General features: G+C 49.0%; 11 protein-coding genes. 2 read left to right on the forward strand and 9 right to left on the reverse strand.

Annotation, left to right across the window (positions count from 1 at the left end):
• Positions 1-47: 47 nt before the first annotated feature.
• Together E4N69_RS04790 and E4N69_RS04795 are read right to left on the reverse strand one after the other, a co-directional pair.
• Positions 48-1010, reverse strand: a complete 963-nt coding sequence (locus E4N69_RS04790; protein WP_253824674.1) for an Hsp33 family molecular chaperone HslO — start codon at positions 1008-1010, stop codon at positions 48-50.
• A gap of 278 nt (positions 1011-1288) precedes the next feature.
• Positions 1289-5806, reverse strand: a complete 4518-nt coding sequence (locus tag E4N69_RS04795; protein WP_253824675.1) for a 2-hydroxyacyl-CoA dehydratase — start codon at positions 5804-5806, stop codon at positions 1289-1291.
• 114 nt (positions 5807-5920) lie between these two features.
• Here E4N69_RS04795 and E4N69_RS04800 point away from each other — a divergent pair, with 114 nt between their 5' ends.
• Positions 5921-6361, forward strand: a complete 441-nt coding sequence (locus tag E4N69_RS04800) for a hypothetical protein (protein WP_162663222.1) — start codon at positions 5921-5923, stop codon at positions 6359-6361.
• A gap of 10 nt (positions 6362-6371) precedes the next feature.
• The gene (gene rsmD / locus E4N69_RS04805; protein ID WP_253824676.1) at positions 6372-6911 is read left to right on the forward strand and encodes a 16S rRNA (guanine(966)-N(2))-methyltransferase RsmD; all 540 of its coding nucleotides are present in this window, start codon (positions 6372-6374) and stop codon (positions 6909-6911) included.
• A gap of 684 nt (positions 6912-7595) precedes the next feature.
• On the opposite strand, the gene E4N69_RS04810 is transcribed toward rsmD, so the two are convergent.
• The 7 genes from E4N69_RS04810 to fliG all read right to left on the reverse strand — a co-directional run bounded on the left by E4N69_RS04810 (position 7596) and on the right by fliG (position 15880).
• Complete coding sequence (locus E4N69_RS04810) at positions 7596-8900, reverse strand: FprA family A-type flavoprotein (RefSeq protein ID WP_253824677.1); 1305 nt, start codon at positions 8898-8900, stop codon at positions 7596-7598.
• A gap of 160 nt (positions 8901-9060) precedes the next feature.
• Complete coding sequence (locus E4N69_RS04815; protein ID WP_253715438.1) at positions 9061-9840, reverse strand: FAD-binding protein; 780 nt, start codon at positions 9838-9840, stop codon at positions 9061-9063.
• A 535-nt stretch (positions 9841-10375) separates the two neighbouring features.
• Positions 10376-11545, reverse strand: coding sequence for an acyl-CoA dehydrogenase family protein (locus E4N69_RS04820; RefSeq protein WP_253824678.1), 1170 nt, complete (start codon positions 11543-11545; stop codon positions 10376-10378).
• 394 nt (positions 11546-11939) lie between these two features.
• Positions 11940-12389, reverse strand: a complete 450-nt coding sequence (gene fliJ, locus E4N69_RS04825; protein ID WP_253715445.1) for a flagellar export protein FliJ — start codon at positions 12387-12389, stop codon at positions 11940-11942.
• A 6-nt stretch (positions 12390-12395) separates the two neighbouring features.
• The gene (gene fliI, locus E4N69_RS04830; protein WP_253824679.1) at positions 12396-13835 is read right to left on the reverse strand and encodes a flagellar protein export ATPase FliI; all 1440 of its coding nucleotides are present in this window, start codon (positions 13833-13835) and stop codon (positions 12396-12398) included.
• Positions 13836-13838: 3 nt separating this feature from the next.
• Positions 13839-14777: a flagellar assembly protein FliH gene (gene fliH / locus E4N69_RS04835; RefSeq protein ID WP_162663247.1), complete on the reverse strand. Its 939-nt coding sequence runs from the start codon at positions 14775-14777 to the stop codon at positions 13839-13841.
• 41 nt (positions 14778-14818) lie between these two features.
• Complete coding sequence (fliG, locus tag E4N69_RS04840; RefSeq protein WP_253715447.1) at positions 14819-15880, reverse strand: flagellar motor switch protein FliG; 1062 nt, start codon at positions 15878-15880, stop codon at positions 14819-14821.
• Position 15881 lies beyond the last annotated feature (1 nt).

Here is a 15881-nt window from a genome sequence, read left to right on the forward strand (position 1 = left end):
GTTTTTGAACAGGCCCGCCGCTAATATCTTCGCAAGATGTGCCGGTTTTATAGTTTGGCAAGCGGAATAGTGTACACACTGGAGCAATTCCGGCAGACAATCTCAAGCGGGTCGTCTGCGGTCTCTTTTAAGTTTTCCAGTTCCGCTTGCGGCAATTTCCGCATCGCTTCCAGATAATACTCCTTTGAGCATGGACAATCAAAGGTAATGTTCCGTGCTGCAACCGCTTGAGGGTTAAACTCCCGCAGTAGACCGAAGATGATATCTTCACAGTTGCCGCCTTCAGCAAACCAATCACCGAGCGGGGGACAGGCGGTAAAAGCCCGTTCCATATTGGTGACGGCATCTTCAATTTCTTCTTCCGTTTTCGATTGCCTGCCTCGGCGTGTTCCCCCTGCTGCGGGCATCCGCTGGATAAAAAAGCCGCCGGCACCGACGACTCTACCGATACTGTCAAACCTGATACTTGTATTAAAAGCGGTATAGAGCTGTTCCGATTGCTGAAAATACCATGCAAGGTCTTTTGCAATATTCCGATACTTGATTTCGACGATGCTTCGCTGCGGCTCCCGCCCCGCTGCATGATCCGCTTCCGGAAAACGGGTAACGGAGAGTGTACCGTTACCGAAGAACGGAGCAAGATCCCAACTTTCAAGCGGGGCATCAATCGGGATGAGGTTTTGCAAAAGGTAGCCGCGCACAAAGCCCCGTGAATCTGCCTCTACGGAAAAACCGGTTGCGGGGCCGTCCGTTTCATAGCGCAGTTGGAGCGTTTCGCGTCCTTTCATCGTTTGAATCATCAGTGCGGCACAGAGGCCTGCCTGCCCGAGGACAAGGGTTTCGAGGATTCCAAGCCGGTGCTGTGCGCGTATTCGGTTTACGAACCGCGTACCGTGGAAAAGTCCTCCGCGGAAAAGGCCGTCGTCGGCAGTAAAGATATGGAGTTCATCTTTTTCAAGTTTATCAAGGTGCTGTTGCAGCGCCGTATCTTCAATAGGTGCGTATATCATATTCGTATGTTAATAAAATGAACTATTAAAAACAAGGGGCGGCAGGGTAAACGCATCAGGCCGTTTTTTACCGACCCCGCAGAAAAATTGATACTATTCGACCAGAGTTGAACCTCTGCGCGGTTCAAATGGTCTCACAGTCTCAATTTTTCCGCGGTTTTTATCTACTCTACCTGATGCGTTTACCCGCCTGTTGAAAAAACATGCGAAATTTTAAGCAAAAATTTCGCATGGAAGGAAGGCAACCGCTAAAATATTTTTAATGCGGTTGCCCTGCATTATGCGCGCTTTTGATTCATGCTATCGGGGTGTTCGCCGTATGGTGCATTTGCCAACAGGAGCTTGAGGCGGTTGAGCTGGTTTACCTCGCTTGCTCCGGGGTCAAAGTCGATGGCGGATATTTGCGCATCAGGGTATCGGCGGCGCAGTTCCTTAATCATCCCTTTGCCGGTAACGTGATTGGGGAGACAGGCAAACGGCTGTAGACAGGCGATACTGACAACCCCTGACTTAATAAGTTCAACCATTTCGGCGGTAAGGAACCAACCCTCGCCGGCAACGTTACCTAAGTCCAAAACCCCGTGAACGCCTTTTGCAAGATTGTAAATCGATTCGGGCGCGGTAAAGCGGCGACTTTTATTCAGAGCTTTTTTCATTCCGCTGCGGTACCGCTCGATATACCAGATCATTGCGTGGTACTTAAACCGGTTAAAGGCGTTCGATTCCAGTGATGTTTCATAGTAGAGGCCGTCGAACAAGGAATAGAAAAAGAAGTCCATCAGGTCGGGCATAACGCATTCGGCGCCTTCCCGCTCAATGGTACCGACAATATCGTTGTTGGCTGTCGGATGAAATTTTACCAAAATTTCACCGACTACGCCGATGCGGGGTTTTTCCATTTGAATAAGTGGCAGCGTATCAAAATCATGGACAATATCGCGTACTACGTTACGATAACTCCGTCCTGTCATGTGTTTTAATTCGGCCTTTATTCGGTCGGCATAATGGCGATAGAGTGCATTTGCCGCACCTTTTTCCTGTTCGTAGGGGCGGGTACGGTACAGTACACGCATCAGCAAATCGCCGAGGCAGAGCGCCTTTAGTGCGCGGTCTGCTAAACCGAACGTCGGCTTAAAGCCTGAGTTTTTTTCAATCTGCTGCGCGCTTAACCCGATTACAGGGATATACCCCAAGCCGGCATCCTCTAACGCCCGCCTGATAAAACCGATGTAGTTTGTTGCACGGCACCCGCCGCCTGTCTGCGTGATGATGAGCGCCGTCGCATTGAGGTCGTATTTACCCGACTGCAGCGCTGCAATCATCTGCCCCGCAACGATAATCGCCGGATAGCAGGCATCGTTGTTTACATACCGTAATCCGCAGTCGATTGCCTGAGGGTCGGTATCGGGCAATATGACGAGATTAAAGCCGGAGTGCCGGAAGGCTGCTTCCAATAAGTCAAAATGGATGGGAGCCATCTGCGGCGCGAGAACGGTATACCGCTTACTCATCTCTTCGGTAAATTCAACTCGTTTAAAGCCGCGATATCCCTGCGCCTTGACGGGTGCTCCCTTGCTGCGCTCGCGGATAGCGGCGAGTAAGCTGCGGATACGGATACGTACGGCGCCGAGGTTTGAACCTTCATCGATTTTAAGCAAGGTATACATTTTTCCCTGCGCTTCGGTAATTTCCTGCACTTGGTCGGCGGTTACCGCATCCAGACCGCAGCCGAAGCTGGTCAGCTGAATAAGTGCGAGGTTATCTTGCCGTGCGGCAAATTCGGCGGCGCGGTATAGCCGGTTGTGATACACCCATTGGTCTACAACCCGAAGCGGCCGAGGAAGTTTGCCTAAATGCGCAACGGAATCCTCCGTCAATACGGCGAGTCCTAAGCCTGTCAGCAATTCGGGAATTCCATGGTTGATTTCCGGGTCAAGATGATACGGACGCCCTGCAAGCACAACGCCGATGAGTCCCTGTTCTTTCATACGCCGAAGCGCCGCCTCTCCTTGGAACTGGGTCTCTTTTTTTACCGCCTCTGCTTCTGCTCTTGCCTTCCGTACTGCTGCACGGATTTCAGCAAGCGGTATATTCCAGTATTTATTGAGTTCTTCGTGGAGCCGCTCTCCGAGGCGTTTGTCATTATAGAGCGGTAAAAACGGATTGAGAAAACGGATATGCTCGTCCTGCCTCAGCGCGTCGATGTTGTTTTTGAGCACTTCGGGATAACTCGTTACGACGGGGCAGTTAAAATGATTGTTTGCCTGAGGGTCTTCCTTGGTCTCGTACGGAATACAGGGATAGAAAATCGTTGTAACGCCCGCTTTTAAGAGCGCTTCGATATGCCCGTGAGAAATTTTGCCGGGATAACACACCGATTCCGACGGGATAGATTCCAATCCCAATTCATAGAGTTTGCGGGAAGAGCGGGGCGACAATTTTACCGAAAATTTCAGTTCAGTTAAAAGCGTGAACCAGAACGGATAATTTTCGTAGAGGTTGAGCACACGCGGAATACCGATGACGCCCCGTTCGGCTTCGGTTTCCGGCAGCGACTTATACGAAAACATACGTTTATACTTCCAATCGAAGATATTGGGAATACCGTTATCCTGTTTCTTCTTGCCGGTCTTTGCAGGCGATGCTTTTTGTTGTGCGTTTGCCGCTTCCGCTATCTCGGCGCCGCGTTCGCAGCGGTTTCCCGTAATAAAGATGCGGGTACCTGCCGCGGGTGTATTAAACCGATTGACGGTTAAAAGGCAGTTGTTGGCGCATTTACCGCAGCGGGAAAGTTCCAGCTTAACGGTGAGTGCATCAAGCCCCTCTGCCGGTAAAATATTCGACCGGATATGTGCATCCGCTCCTTGGTTTTTCCATTGGTCGCGGGCGAGGAGTGCGGCGCCGAAGGCTCCCATCAAGCCGCTGATGTCGGGGCGCACCGCTTCTCTGCCGGTAATCAGCTCGAAGGCGCGCAGCACCGCATCGTTGTGAAAAGTACCGCCCTGCACAATCACTTTTTCGCCGATAGCGGCAGTATTTCTCAGTTTGATAACTTTAAAGAGGGCGTTTTTAATCACCGAATATGAAAGCCCCGCCGAAATGTCGCCGACGGAGGCTCCTTCTTTTTGTGCCTGTTTAACGCGGCTATTCATAAAGACCGTACAACGGCTGCCGAGATCGATCGGTTTGGGGGCGAGGAGAGCTCGTGCGGAAAAATCTTTAACCGCCATACCGAGCGAGCGGGCAAAGTTATCCAAAAAACTGCCGCAGCCTGAAGAACATGCCTCGTTCAGTTGAATGGAGCTGATACAGTTATTCTTCATGCGGATACATTTCATATCCTGCCCGCCGATGTCGAGCAAAAATTCGACGCCGGGAAGGAAGAATTCGGCTGCGCGGTGGTGCGCGATGGTTTCCACTTCTCCTGCGTCCACGCCGAAAGCCGCTTGAAAGAGCCCTTCACCGTAGCCGGTGGATAAAGAGCGGGCAATATGTGCAGCACTCGGGATCTGTTTATAGAGGGATTGCAGCATGGTTACCGCAAGATTGACCGGATTGCCTGCATTCGATTCGTAAAACTGCCAGAGGATTCTTCCCTCTTGGTCGATGAGTACGGCCTTTGTTGTGGTGGAACCGGCGTCCATACCGAGGAACACCGGGCCGGAAGCGGTTTCAAGCGGAGCGGTTTCCGCCCGTTCCCGTCCATGCCGTTCGCGGAAAGCCGCAAGCGCCGCTTCGTTTTCAAAGAGGGGCGGAAGCCGCTGCACTTCCTGCATTTCCGCATCGGCAAGGGAGCCGAGCTTATCCCGCAGTATTTCCACGGTCAAGGCGGCGGGGCTGGTAAATACCGTTGTATCGGTGATTTCCGGCATTGCGCTCGGCTGAGTGCGAAAGCCCGTTCGCAGCAGCCGTGTCTGCGTCGGCGCCGTACAGGCAATATCCGCTGTTTCCGCGCCGTTGTTGACAGTCCGGTGGGGTGATGCTCTCAGCGATTGATTGGAACCGGCGCTGAGCGCTGCGCCGAGTGCAACAAAGAGTTCCGATTTTTCCGGCACGATGATTTCGTCATCCGTAAGGTGCAGGGTTTCGATAAACCGCTGCCGTAGTTGGTCAAGAAAGTGCAAGGGGCCGCCTAAAAAGGCGCAGCGCCCGCGGATGGGTTTTCCGCATGCAAGGCCGGATATCGTCTGGCTGACAACCGCCTGAAAGATACTCGCGGCAATATCTTCCCGCCGCGCTCCTTCGTTGATGAGGGGCTGTACGTCGGTCTTTGCAAAGACCCCGCAGCGGGCGGCGATGGGATAAATCGTTGTCGCATTTTTGGCAAGCTCATTTAACCCCGTCGCATCGGTTTCGAGGAGCGCCGCCATTTGGTCGATAAAGGCGCCCGTACCGCCCGCACAGGTGCCGTTCATACGCTGCTCAACCGAACGGCCGAAGTAGGTTATCTTAGCATCTTCGCCGCCCAACTCGATAGCAACATCGGTTTGTGGAATCTTTGCCTGCACGGCGACGGCCGCGGCGACAACCTCCTGCACGAAAGGCACGGAGAGCCACTTTGAAACAGCCAAACCGCCGGATCCGGTTACCCGCACTTGTAACTGAGCGCGGCTGCCGTACATTTTTGCCACCTCATCCAAGGCTTCCGTTACCACCAGAATAATTGTCTTGCGGATATCGGCGCGGTGCCGTTCATATCTGCTATATACGATGGAATTATCAGCGGAAAGAATCACCGTTTTTACGGTCGTCGATCCGACATCAATTCCCATGCGAAGTGTATCGGTCAAAATCATGTGAATTATAGTGCCACATTGCACAAAAAATGACAAGGAGATTGCCTGCTTGAGGTAAAACTCATTGTTGTTAAAAAAATGCCGATACTGAAAACGTAGAAAGGGAGGAGTTCTATGCTTAAAAATACCGCGTTTCATGACAATCTCTATCAGCTTGCAAAAATAGTCAGTATTACCACCGAAGGACTTTCGCTTGAACTGTCGGAGACTATGTTTTTGGATAAAACAGTCGCTGACATATCTTTCATATCCGATGCATTGGAGTCGTTATTTACCGAAATACAGAATCTTTCGCACTTACCTGAATATCTCCCGATTATGCAGAGCCTCTATTCGTGTGAGACAGATTATATATTGCTTTTAAAAGCATTTGCCGCTAAAACAATCGAAAAACAGATTACTTTGCCTGTTTCTTGCCCCGATCTGAGTGCGTATTATAAGCTGCATAGCGATATGAAAAACCGAATAGAGAAACGGATCCAAGAAAGCGATAAAAATCTCGATGCGTATCAGATTGTCTCTCAAAACGAGCTGAGCCAACTCCTTTGTATTTAATCGAACCGGTATGCGCATAACAGGCGGAACGCTGAAAAATCGACAAGTTCAATGCCCTAAAGGTATTATCAGACCGGCAATGGATAGGATGCGGGAATCCCTTTTTGCGATTTTAGGTGATTTGGAAGGAAAGTCTTTTTTAGATCTTTTTACCGGATCCGGTATGTGCGGACTTGAAGCCTATTCGCGGGGAGCGTACCCAGTCGTTTTGGTGGAAAAAGACAAGGATAAATTCCCTATTTTGTTAAAAAATGCGGCACTGGCGGATAAAAAGCTTGAGTGTAAATGTATGCCGGTGGAACTTTATCTCCAGCGCTCTAAAAATATCTTTGATATTATCTATCTTGATCCTCCGTTTCCGTATCAGTTCCATTATGATCTATTACATACAATCGCAGAAAAGCCGATTCTCGCCGCGGGAGGGCTTGCGCTGATACACCGTCCTAAAGAAAAAGAGCTGCCGGATCAAATTTTATCGTTAACTCGCATCGATCAGCGTGCTTATGGTCGATCGATAGTGGATTTTTATCGAAAGTCAACTACCTTTTGAAATATACGGCGCATCTACTGCGTCGCCTTGCCAAAAGTGTACATCCTTGTACACTTTTGGCAGCGAGTTTCAGCTTTGCTGAAACATCGCTTCTGATATAACCAGCGGCATCCCTGCCGCTACTGAAAATCCTCAACGTATCAGTACCGCCACGGACGGCGGTGGTTCTAATCAGTAGCGTGTTTGCCTTGCAAACACGTAGGTATAAAATGTACAGGGAGGTACATTTTATACCGTGCCTGTGGTACTTTTTTACCGTATTCCTTGTATCTACACCGTCTATTTCAAAAGGCTAACGGAAAGGTTTTATAGTATATGCCGCTTCTGAAAATACTCAACGTATCAGAACGGACAGGGATGTCCGTGGTTCCAACCAGCAGTAAGTTTTTCGTTAGAAAAACTTATCGTTGACCAGTGTACACGGACGTACACTGGTCAACAGCGCCACGGATGGCGGTGTTTACATGCAGTAACAAGTTTGCTTGCAAACTTGTCGCCCACAAATGTGCAAGGATGTACATTTGTGGGCGAGGATGGAGGTATTTCGTTGATTTGCCTAATGCGGTTGTCTTTCTTCTAAAACAAAAGGCACGAAATTTTCAGAAAATTTCGTGCGAAATGATGGCAATCGTATCGGATATTTTCGATACGATTGCCTAAACGCCGTATGTCGGCTTTGTGTATTTATCTTCTTTCCCGTGCGAAATGGATGCCGGAGACGTCAAGCTGGGGCACTCCTTCCGGTAAGGAAATATCAGTTGCATTCATAGAATCGGCGATGGCTTGAGCCATGGAGTCAAGCTCATAGCCCTTATCGGGGCTCATCGTCGAAGCGATGGTGATACGTTCATTGATAATTTCCATATCATCCATATTCTTTTCAATGAATTCCTGAATGAGGTCGCCCGACCGTACCGCCCATGAACCGTTTTCCACAATAGCAATCTTTCTATTCTGCAAGTTCAAAAGCCGCATGTGATCCAAGAACTCATGGATCGGCGGGAAAATGTTCAGATTGTATGTCGGCGAGCAGATCACGATGTGGCTGAACTTGAATGCCTCGGAGATAAGATACGACACATGGGTACTCGACGCATCGTACACCGACACATTCGTAATGCCTTTTTCAACAATCTTTGAAGCAAGTGCAAAGGCCGCCGATTCGGTATTGCCGTAAATGGAGCCGTACACCAGTAACACGCCTTTTTCTTCCGGTGTATACGTCGCCCAGTGCAGGTATTTATCGAGGATGTAGGGGAAGTTGTCCGCCTCCCATACCAAACCGTGCAGTGCACAGATGTATTTAATCTTAGGGAGCAGGTCGAGCTTGAGTACCTTTCCGACAAGATGCATAACTTCGGGGCCGTATTTGCCGACGATATTCGTCAGATAGCGCCGTGCTTCATCAATCCAGTCGCGCGGGTAGTTTACTTCTTTTGCAAAGAGCTTTCCGTCAAGCGCAATAAACGAACCGAATGCATCTGCAGAGAACAATACCCCATTGGTTACATCAAGCGTAACCATAACCTCAGGCCAGTGCACCATCGGCGCTTCAACAAAGGCGATAGTGTGATCTTCAAAGGTGCGGGTGTCTCCTTCTTTGACGGTGTCCGTTTTGTAATTGTCAGGATTATAGGCAAACTGACGCATCAGCATAAAGCCTTTTTCCGTAGAGATAATCGTCGGCGCCCATTTGTCCAGCACAGTGGTAACGGAGGAAGAGTGATCGCACTCCATGTGGTTTACAACCAAGTAGTCAACCTTATCGCGTCCGTACTTTTCCAGCAAATAGGTGATATTTTCCATCAGCTGCGGGCAGGATGTCCATTCCGCCGTATCAAAAAGAATGGTACTCTTCTTATCAAACAGAAGATAGGCGTTATAGCTCACTCCGAGGGGTATCGGATGCATATTTTCAAATAGTGTTAAGCGGTGATCGTGTCCGCCGACCCACCATACATCTTTTGTAATTTCACGTACATTGTACATAGTAAACTCCTATAAAAACTTTTGTAGGATGTTTGAACATCCGAAAAAGTTTTTAGCCGTGCGCGTTACGCGCACACATAAATAATCAAGTTTGCAACGCAAACTTGAGATAAAAAGCGGCGGCGACATTTCAGACGGCGCTTTTTATCAAACTCCTTTTTTAGTTGTTGCGGAACGTCAGCTTGATAAAGCGGTCTTTCGCTTCACCGCAATCGGGACAGGTAAATTCGGGATCGAGATGCTCGAACAAGGTTTCAGGCGGAATGTCAGCATCCTTATTTCCTTCTTCCGGTACATACTTATAGCCGCAGCCCAAACAGACATACTGCGGTCCGATCCGGGACGGACGGGGAACAGGAGCTTTTTTAATTTTCGGATAGGGGAAGGTCAGTTCTTCTTTTGACAGCGCATTGAGTTCTTCAATTAAGAGCGGAACAACTTCTTCCAAATCTCCGACAATACCGTAGTCGCAGTGTGAAAAAATCGGCGCTTTCTTGTTCTTGTTGATGGCGATAATGCGGGAAGCATCCTTAATGCCTTTTAGGTGCTGAATAGCTCCGGAAATACCGATGGCAAAATATAAGTTCCCTTTAAACTTTTGGCCGGACATACCGACATAGCGCTGTACCGGAACGTACTTCAAGGTTTCCGCTGCGGGGCGGGAAGAACCGATTGATGCCCCTGCTGCCTTTGCCAAATCTTCAATGAGATGCCACGTTTCTTTGTCCTTTACACCGCGGCCGCCTGAAACACCGATCGGCGCCATCGCCATCAGTGAATTGATATCCACATCTTTGTAGAACTTAAAGCGTTCAACTTCAACCAACTGTTGAATTACCTTGTGGACTTTTTCTTTCATCGTATCGCCGTCGGGGAAGATACGTTTGCGCATGCCGGTAATACCGATTCTCGGATCACCTTTTAATCGAGCTACTGCCATTTCATACTCCTATAAAAACTTTATCATTTCGTGCGTGGAACGCGCACATATCATCTGCAAGTTTGCGCAAAGCAAACTTGACGTGTTTTTCAGCCGCGTCATTTTAGCGGCTGAAAATAAACCTTCTTTAAAATGCAACAGTCGAACAAAATATCAATTTTGGAGACTGTTGCATTCGTGCGCGGAACGCGCACATATCATCTGCAAGTTTGCGCAAAGCAAACTTGACGTGTTTTTCAGCCGCGCCATTTTAGCGGCTGAAAATAAACCTTCTTCAAAATTGTGTGTTGTTGATTCGTGCGGAGGCTTTCATACCCGCCGTCCTCGGCAGCGCTCTGCGCCGTAATAAAGGGTATGAAAGCCGACTGCAACCACCTCGTCAAAAATATACATCCTTGTATATTTTTGACTGCGAGTTTTTTACAAAGTAAAAAACTCGTTTCTGTTTGGAACCACTGGCATCCGTGCCAGATCGCACACACAGTGCGAAACGTTGAGCACTGTGCCCCGATGCCCTGCGTCGGGGTATGTTGATTTACCGGTTTGCCTTACCGAGTTTTCCCAATATTTTCGATGCAATAACGAGCCGCTGAATTTCGTTGGTGCCTTCGTAGATGGTGGTAATCTTGGCATCGCGATACATCTTTTCTACCGGAATCCCTTTGATAAAGCCTGAACCGCCGTGGATTTGGAGTGCATTATTTACCACTTCAAGCGCGATATCCGATGCATACATCTTTGCCATTGCGGAATCGAGGCCGTAATCCTCATGGTGTTCTTTTTTTTCCGCGGCTTTGTAGATGAGCAGACGGGCAGCTTCGATCTTTGTCAGCATATCGGCCAACTTAAAGGCTAAATTCTGCTGGGCTCCGATCGGTTTACCGAACTGTTCGCGGGTGCGTGCATATTTTACCGCTTCTTCATACGCGCCTTGTGCGATACCGAGCGCCTGCGCCGCAATACCGATACGCCCGCCGTCGAGGGTCTTCATAGCGATTTTGAATCCTTCACCTTCCTTGCCGAGCAAGCGGTCATGGGGGATCGTTACTTCGTTGAAGATGAGCTCCGCAGTTGCGGAAGTACGGATACCGAGCTTGTCATAGTGTTCGCCGAACTCAAAGCCTTCATCTCCTTTTTCTACGATAAAAGCGCTAATACCTTTGGTACCGGGAACGTCGGGATTCGCTGCAAATACAACATAGGTGTCAGCCTTAGGCGCATTTGTAATGAATATCTTTGAACCGTTCAGAATATAATTGGTTCCGTCATCGATATATTCGGTTTCGGTGCCGCCGGCGTCGCTGCCTGCATTGGGTTCTGTCAAACCGAATGCACCGATTTTTTCGCCCTTCGCAAGGGGAATCAAATATTTCTGCTTTTGCGCTTCCGTACCGAACTCCGCGATCGGATATGCGCCTAACGACGTATGAGCCGAACAGATTACGCCGATACCGCCGTCCACGCGGGAAAGTTCTTCAACAACAATCGCATAACTGATAACATCGAGTCCTGCTCCGCCGTAGTCCTTTGAATAGGGAACTCCAAGCCATCCGTGAGCAGCCATTTGCTTTACCTGATCTTCCATCCACGCCTCTTCAACCGGGCCGCGGTCTTTTTCGAGCACGATCGGTTTTACTTCTTTTTCCGCCCATTCACGAACTTGCTTTCGCAAGGCTTCGTGTGCTTCTGTCGTTTTGAATAACATAATACCTCCTGATTAGGGGCAAACGCATCAGATACCTTCTGAATAACCAAGCAGAATAATAGGTCGGTCAACCAGAGTTGAACCTCTCCGCGGTTTAAATGGTCTCCCAACCTATTATTCTGCGATTTGCTGCTACACTATCTGGTGCGTTTGCCCCTTTTTTACAATAAAGTGCATGAAATTTGTGAAAACTTTATGCAATGCATTATGAAGTTGCACTTCATTCTTATTTTAAAGCAGGTATAAAAGATTTGTCAAGTAAAAATTAAGAATTGTTCTTATTTTTTAAATCCTCGGTGTTATTCGTGCGCTTTAATTCTTCGATGATCTGCGCTGTGGTTGTTGATTTAAAAATATCGGATATATCGGTTTTTTTGATGTATTTTGATATGGACTAAGAGTATAAGTTTTGGCTTTTTCTATATTCGCGGGCATTGACGATGTCGTCGAGGATTGCATCTTGCTGTTTCAGCCCCTCAGCTTTCCATTCGACTTCTTTCCGTTCCCGCAGCTTCGTTACGATGAGCCGCTCCTGATGTGCTTTGATATAGATTTTCCGCATTTTTTCGATGACGAGTTCCGCCTCTACCAGCGCTTTTTCCTGTTTTTCCCGGTCGATACGGAGCCGTTCCAAGTAGTTTTCGTGCAAGGTGAGCTCAGCAGGGGTTTTAAGGCTTACCCCGAGCGATCGACGAGTTTTTATTTCTTCCTGCGCGATTTCGGTAAGGCGCAACACAATCGCTTCGCGGGCGGCAACGGCACGTCCGAGGTTGGTTTCCGCTTCTTTTTCGCGGAAGGTTCGGATATCCAAGAGCTTTTGAAGCGAAAACTGAAATTTCTTCATACGGGATTATTCCTCCGTATGCTCCGCAGACGGCTTTTCAATTTCAGCTTTGTACAAGTCGGCAGCTTCCGACGGCATCAGGTATTTTTTTGCCGCACCTGCCCCCGCTTGGAAGCTTTCTTCATTTGGTATGTCGATGTGGGTAATGGCGCTGAGTTGTTCCAGCGTTTTTTCGATGGGCGCGGGATCGTTTACCTCTTGCTGTAAAAAGGTTTCGATTTTATCATGGTGTGCAATCGCCTCGTCGATGGCAGGATTACTGCCTTTTTGGTATGCGCCGACCTGAATCATATCTTCGGCATCGGCATAGACTGCCATCAATTTACGCATATACTGTGCTGCTTTTTTACTGCATTCTCCTGCGACGCGGTTTGCCAAACGGGAAATACTGCCGAGTACGTCGATGGCAGGGTAGTGCCCGCGCTGTGCAAGTTTTCGGTTAAGTACAATGTGCCCGTCCAAAATACCGCGTACCGCATCGGAAATCGGCTCGTCCATGTCATCGCCGTCAACGAGTACGGTATAAAACCCGGTAATCGAACCTTTTGAGGAAGTTCCGCTCCGCTCGAGCAGTTTAGGCAGCACCTCAAAAACGCTCGGAGTGTAGCCGCGGGTTGCCGGCGGTTCCCCAATTGCGAGGCTGATTTCGCGCTGCGCCTTGGCAAAGCGGGTAACCGAATCGAAAAGGAGCATCACATCCTTTCCTTGGTCACGGAAATACTCGGCGATTGCCGTTGCCGTATATGCGCCGCGGATACGGGCGAGCGGGCTGGTATCCGATGTAGCGGTTACTACAACCGAATGCTTTAAACCTTCCGGCCCGAGGTCGTGTTCCAAGAAATCGTTTACCTCGCGGCCGCGTTCGCCGATAAGCGCAATGACGTTGACGTCGGCGCTCGTGTTTCGCGCAATCATGCCCATCAAGGTTGATTTACCGATACCAGAACCGGCAAAGATACCGATGCGCTGTCCTCTGCCGACGGCAAGGAGCGCGTCGATGGCGCGGATACCGGTTACGATTCGTTCTTTAATGGGACGCCGTTCCAGTGGGTCAGGTGGCGAAGCAAGGATAGGGTAGTGAAGGGGAGAGTAGGGTTCCTGTTTGCCGTCCGCCGCCCTTCCGAGTGAATCAACGACACGGCCGAGCAGCACCGATCCGACCGGTACGGAAAGCATCGTCCCGCTTGCGATAACATCACAGCCGATTTCTACACCCTGTATATCTTCGTAGGCCATCAGCTGTACGGTTGATCCGTTTAAACCGATAACCTCGGCGATGATACTTTCTGTGTTATCTTTCAGATTGATTCTGCATAATTCCCCGACAGAGGCTTGCGGGCCGCGGCTTTCGATAAGAAGCCCTTGTACACGGCTGACAACACCGGTACGTTTAATGGGTTCCGTTTCGGAAACCGCGTCAAGGTATTTATCAAAAATCGACGTCATAGGCTACTTTCGATTTGAAGACCCGTCGGAGGAAGCCGCCCGTGTCCTTATCGGAGATATTTCGAGGATGCGCTGCTCAAGCTCATGCAGCTGAGAGGCGATACGTGCATCTACCGAACCGAAGTCGGTTTCGATGATACAGCCGCCCGCATCTACCGATAAGTCCTCCACAACGGTGATATTTTTGATATTTTCTGCCGCTGCCAAGAAGTCTTTGGTATGCTCGCTCGTTAAACCGACATCGGCAAGGTTTACCCGTATAATGACATCGGCGCGTCCCTTTACCTTGCGCAGCGCATGGATAATATTTGATGTTACGACATTCCGCTGATTTTCTGAGATTACTTTTACAATCTTGCGGGTCATCAGCAGTACAAGGTCAACAATCTGCTGTTCCGTTTGCGCTAAAATCTCCTCGCGTTTATCCATTGTGCGTTCGATCATCGTATGGAGCCGTTCTATCAAACGGGTTACTTCGACTTTTCCTTCTTTGAATCCCGCTTCCCGTCCGGCATCGAAACCTTCGGTAAAAGCTTTTTTCTGCGTAGCCGCTTCGGTTTGTTCGGCCTTGTCGACAATGTCTGCGGCTTTTTTTTCCGCTTCGCTGACGAGTTCTTGTGCTTGATCGCGAGCTTTTTGCGCATCAATCTGAGACACGTCCATCTGTCGCTTTGCTTCTTCAAAAGCGGTTTTCTTTGCGTTTTCGATAATTTCATCGGCTTCGCGGTGAGCGTCGGCTATGAGCTGCTCTTTTTCAATTTCCCACTGACGTTTAAATTCTTCCGCTTCGTTTTTGAGATCTTCAAGTGTCGGCCCCTCGGGAACCGGAACGGCTTCTACCACCTCGGTAGTAGTTTCCGGTTCAAAGGTTTTCTCTAAGGTGAGTACCATGTCTCCGCTGAGTTTTTTAACTTCAAAATCGTGAAAAATATTTTTAGCCACTTTCAGAATCTCCTTTTGCCGATTTGATTATGCTGTTTTGGTTAGACAATCATCTCGTCTTCGTCGGAACGTGCAATAACAATATCGCCGTTGTCCTCCAAGTGCCGGATAATCGAAACAATCTTCTGCTGCGCTTCTTCGACGTCCTTCAAACGAGTCGGCCCCATGTATTCCATTTCTTCTTTTAACATGCTTGCCGCACGTTTGGACATATTTCTGAATATCTTATCCTGTACTTCGGTATCGACAATCTTAAGCGCTTTTGCAAGCTCTTCACTGTTAACCTCACGCAGCACCTTCTGAATGGAACGGTCGTCGAGCATAACAATATCTTCGAACACGAACATTCGCTTCTTGATCTCTTCCGCCAGGTCGGGGTCTTGATCTTCAAGCGATTCGATAATCGACTTTTCGGAAGACCGGTCGACAAGGTTGAGGATTTCAACGATGCTTTCGACACCGCCTGCTGCCGTATAATCTTCGCTGGAGAGGGTAGAAAGCTTCTTTTCGAGTACCCGTTCAACCTCGCGCAAAACATCGGGCGAGGTTCTATCCATCGTTGCGATACGGCGGGCTACGTCGCTCTGAATTTCATCGGGCAGGTTTTGCAAAATGACTGATGCTTTCTGCGGTTCCAGATACGCAAGGATCAGCGCAATGGTTTGCGGATGTTCCTGCTGGATAAAGTTTAAAAGATGCGCCGGATCGGTACGCCGGATAAAGTCGAAGGGACGTACTTGTAGCGAGCTGGTGAGCCTATTGATGACCTCAATTGCCTTTTGGCTCCCTAAAGATTTCTCCAATAATCCGCGCGCATAGTCGATACCGCCGGTCGTAATGAAGTTTTGAGCTGCCATGAGCTCTTGGAACTCTTGTAATACCGCTTCTTTCAGCTCGGATTCAACCGTTTCGGTACGGGCGATTTCGAACACGAGTTTTTCGATTTCGTCCTCGCGCATCTGTTCCATGATTTTGGCGGAGATTTCCTCTCCGACTGCAACCAAGAAAATTGCCGCTTTTTGACGTCCGTTCAGTGATTTTATATCTTTCTGCTTTTTACTGTTTGCTGCATTCGTTTTTTCTTTTGCGGGTGATACTGCCATA

Source organism: Treponema sp. OMZ 906 (assembly GCF_024181185.1).
Lineage (GTDB): Bacteria > Spirochaetota > Spirochaetia > Treponematales > Treponemataceae > Treponema.

Excerpts from the sequence above, each read along its gene's own strand:
- rsmD (WP_253824676.1), top strand. The coding sequence starts at position 6,372 with ATGCGCATAACAGGCGGAACGCTGAAAAATCGACAAGTTCAATGCCCT.
- fliJ (WP_253715445.1), bottom strand. The coding sequence starts at position 12,389 with ATGAAGAAATTTCAGTTTTCGCTTCAAAAGCTCTTGGATATCCGAACC.
- E4N69_RS04820 (WP_253824678.1), bottom strand. The coding sequence starts at position 11,545 with ATGTTATTCAAAACGACAGAAGCACACGAAGCCTTGCGAAAGCAAGTT.
- E4N69_RS04810 (WP_253824677.1), bottom strand. The coding sequence starts at position 8,900 with ATGTACAATGTACGTGAAATTACAAAAGATGTATGGTGGGTCGGCGGA.
- E4N69_RS04800 (WP_162663222.1), top strand. The coding sequence starts at position 5,921 with ATGCTTAAAAATACCGCGTTTCATGACAATCTCTATCAGCTTGCAAAA.
- fliI (WP_253824679.1), bottom strand. The coding sequence starts at position 13,835 with ATGACGTCGATTTTTGATAAATACCTTGACGCGGTTTCCGAAACGGAA.
- fliG (WP_253715447.1), bottom strand. The coding sequence starts at position 15,880 with ATGGCAGTATCACCCGCAAAAGAAAAAACGAATGCAGCAAACAGTAAA.
- E4N69_RS04815 (WP_253715438.1), bottom strand. The coding sequence starts at position 9,840 with ATGGCAGTAGCTCGATTAAAAGGTGATCCGAGAATCGGTATTACCGGC.
- E4N69_RS04790 (WP_253824674.1), bottom strand. The coding sequence starts at position 1,010 with ATGATATACGCACCTATTGAAGATACGGCGCTGCAACAGCACCTTGAT.
- E4N69_RS04795 (WP_253824675.1), bottom strand. The coding sequence starts at position 5,806 with ATGATTTTGACCGATACACTTCGCATGGGAATTGATGTCGGATCGACG.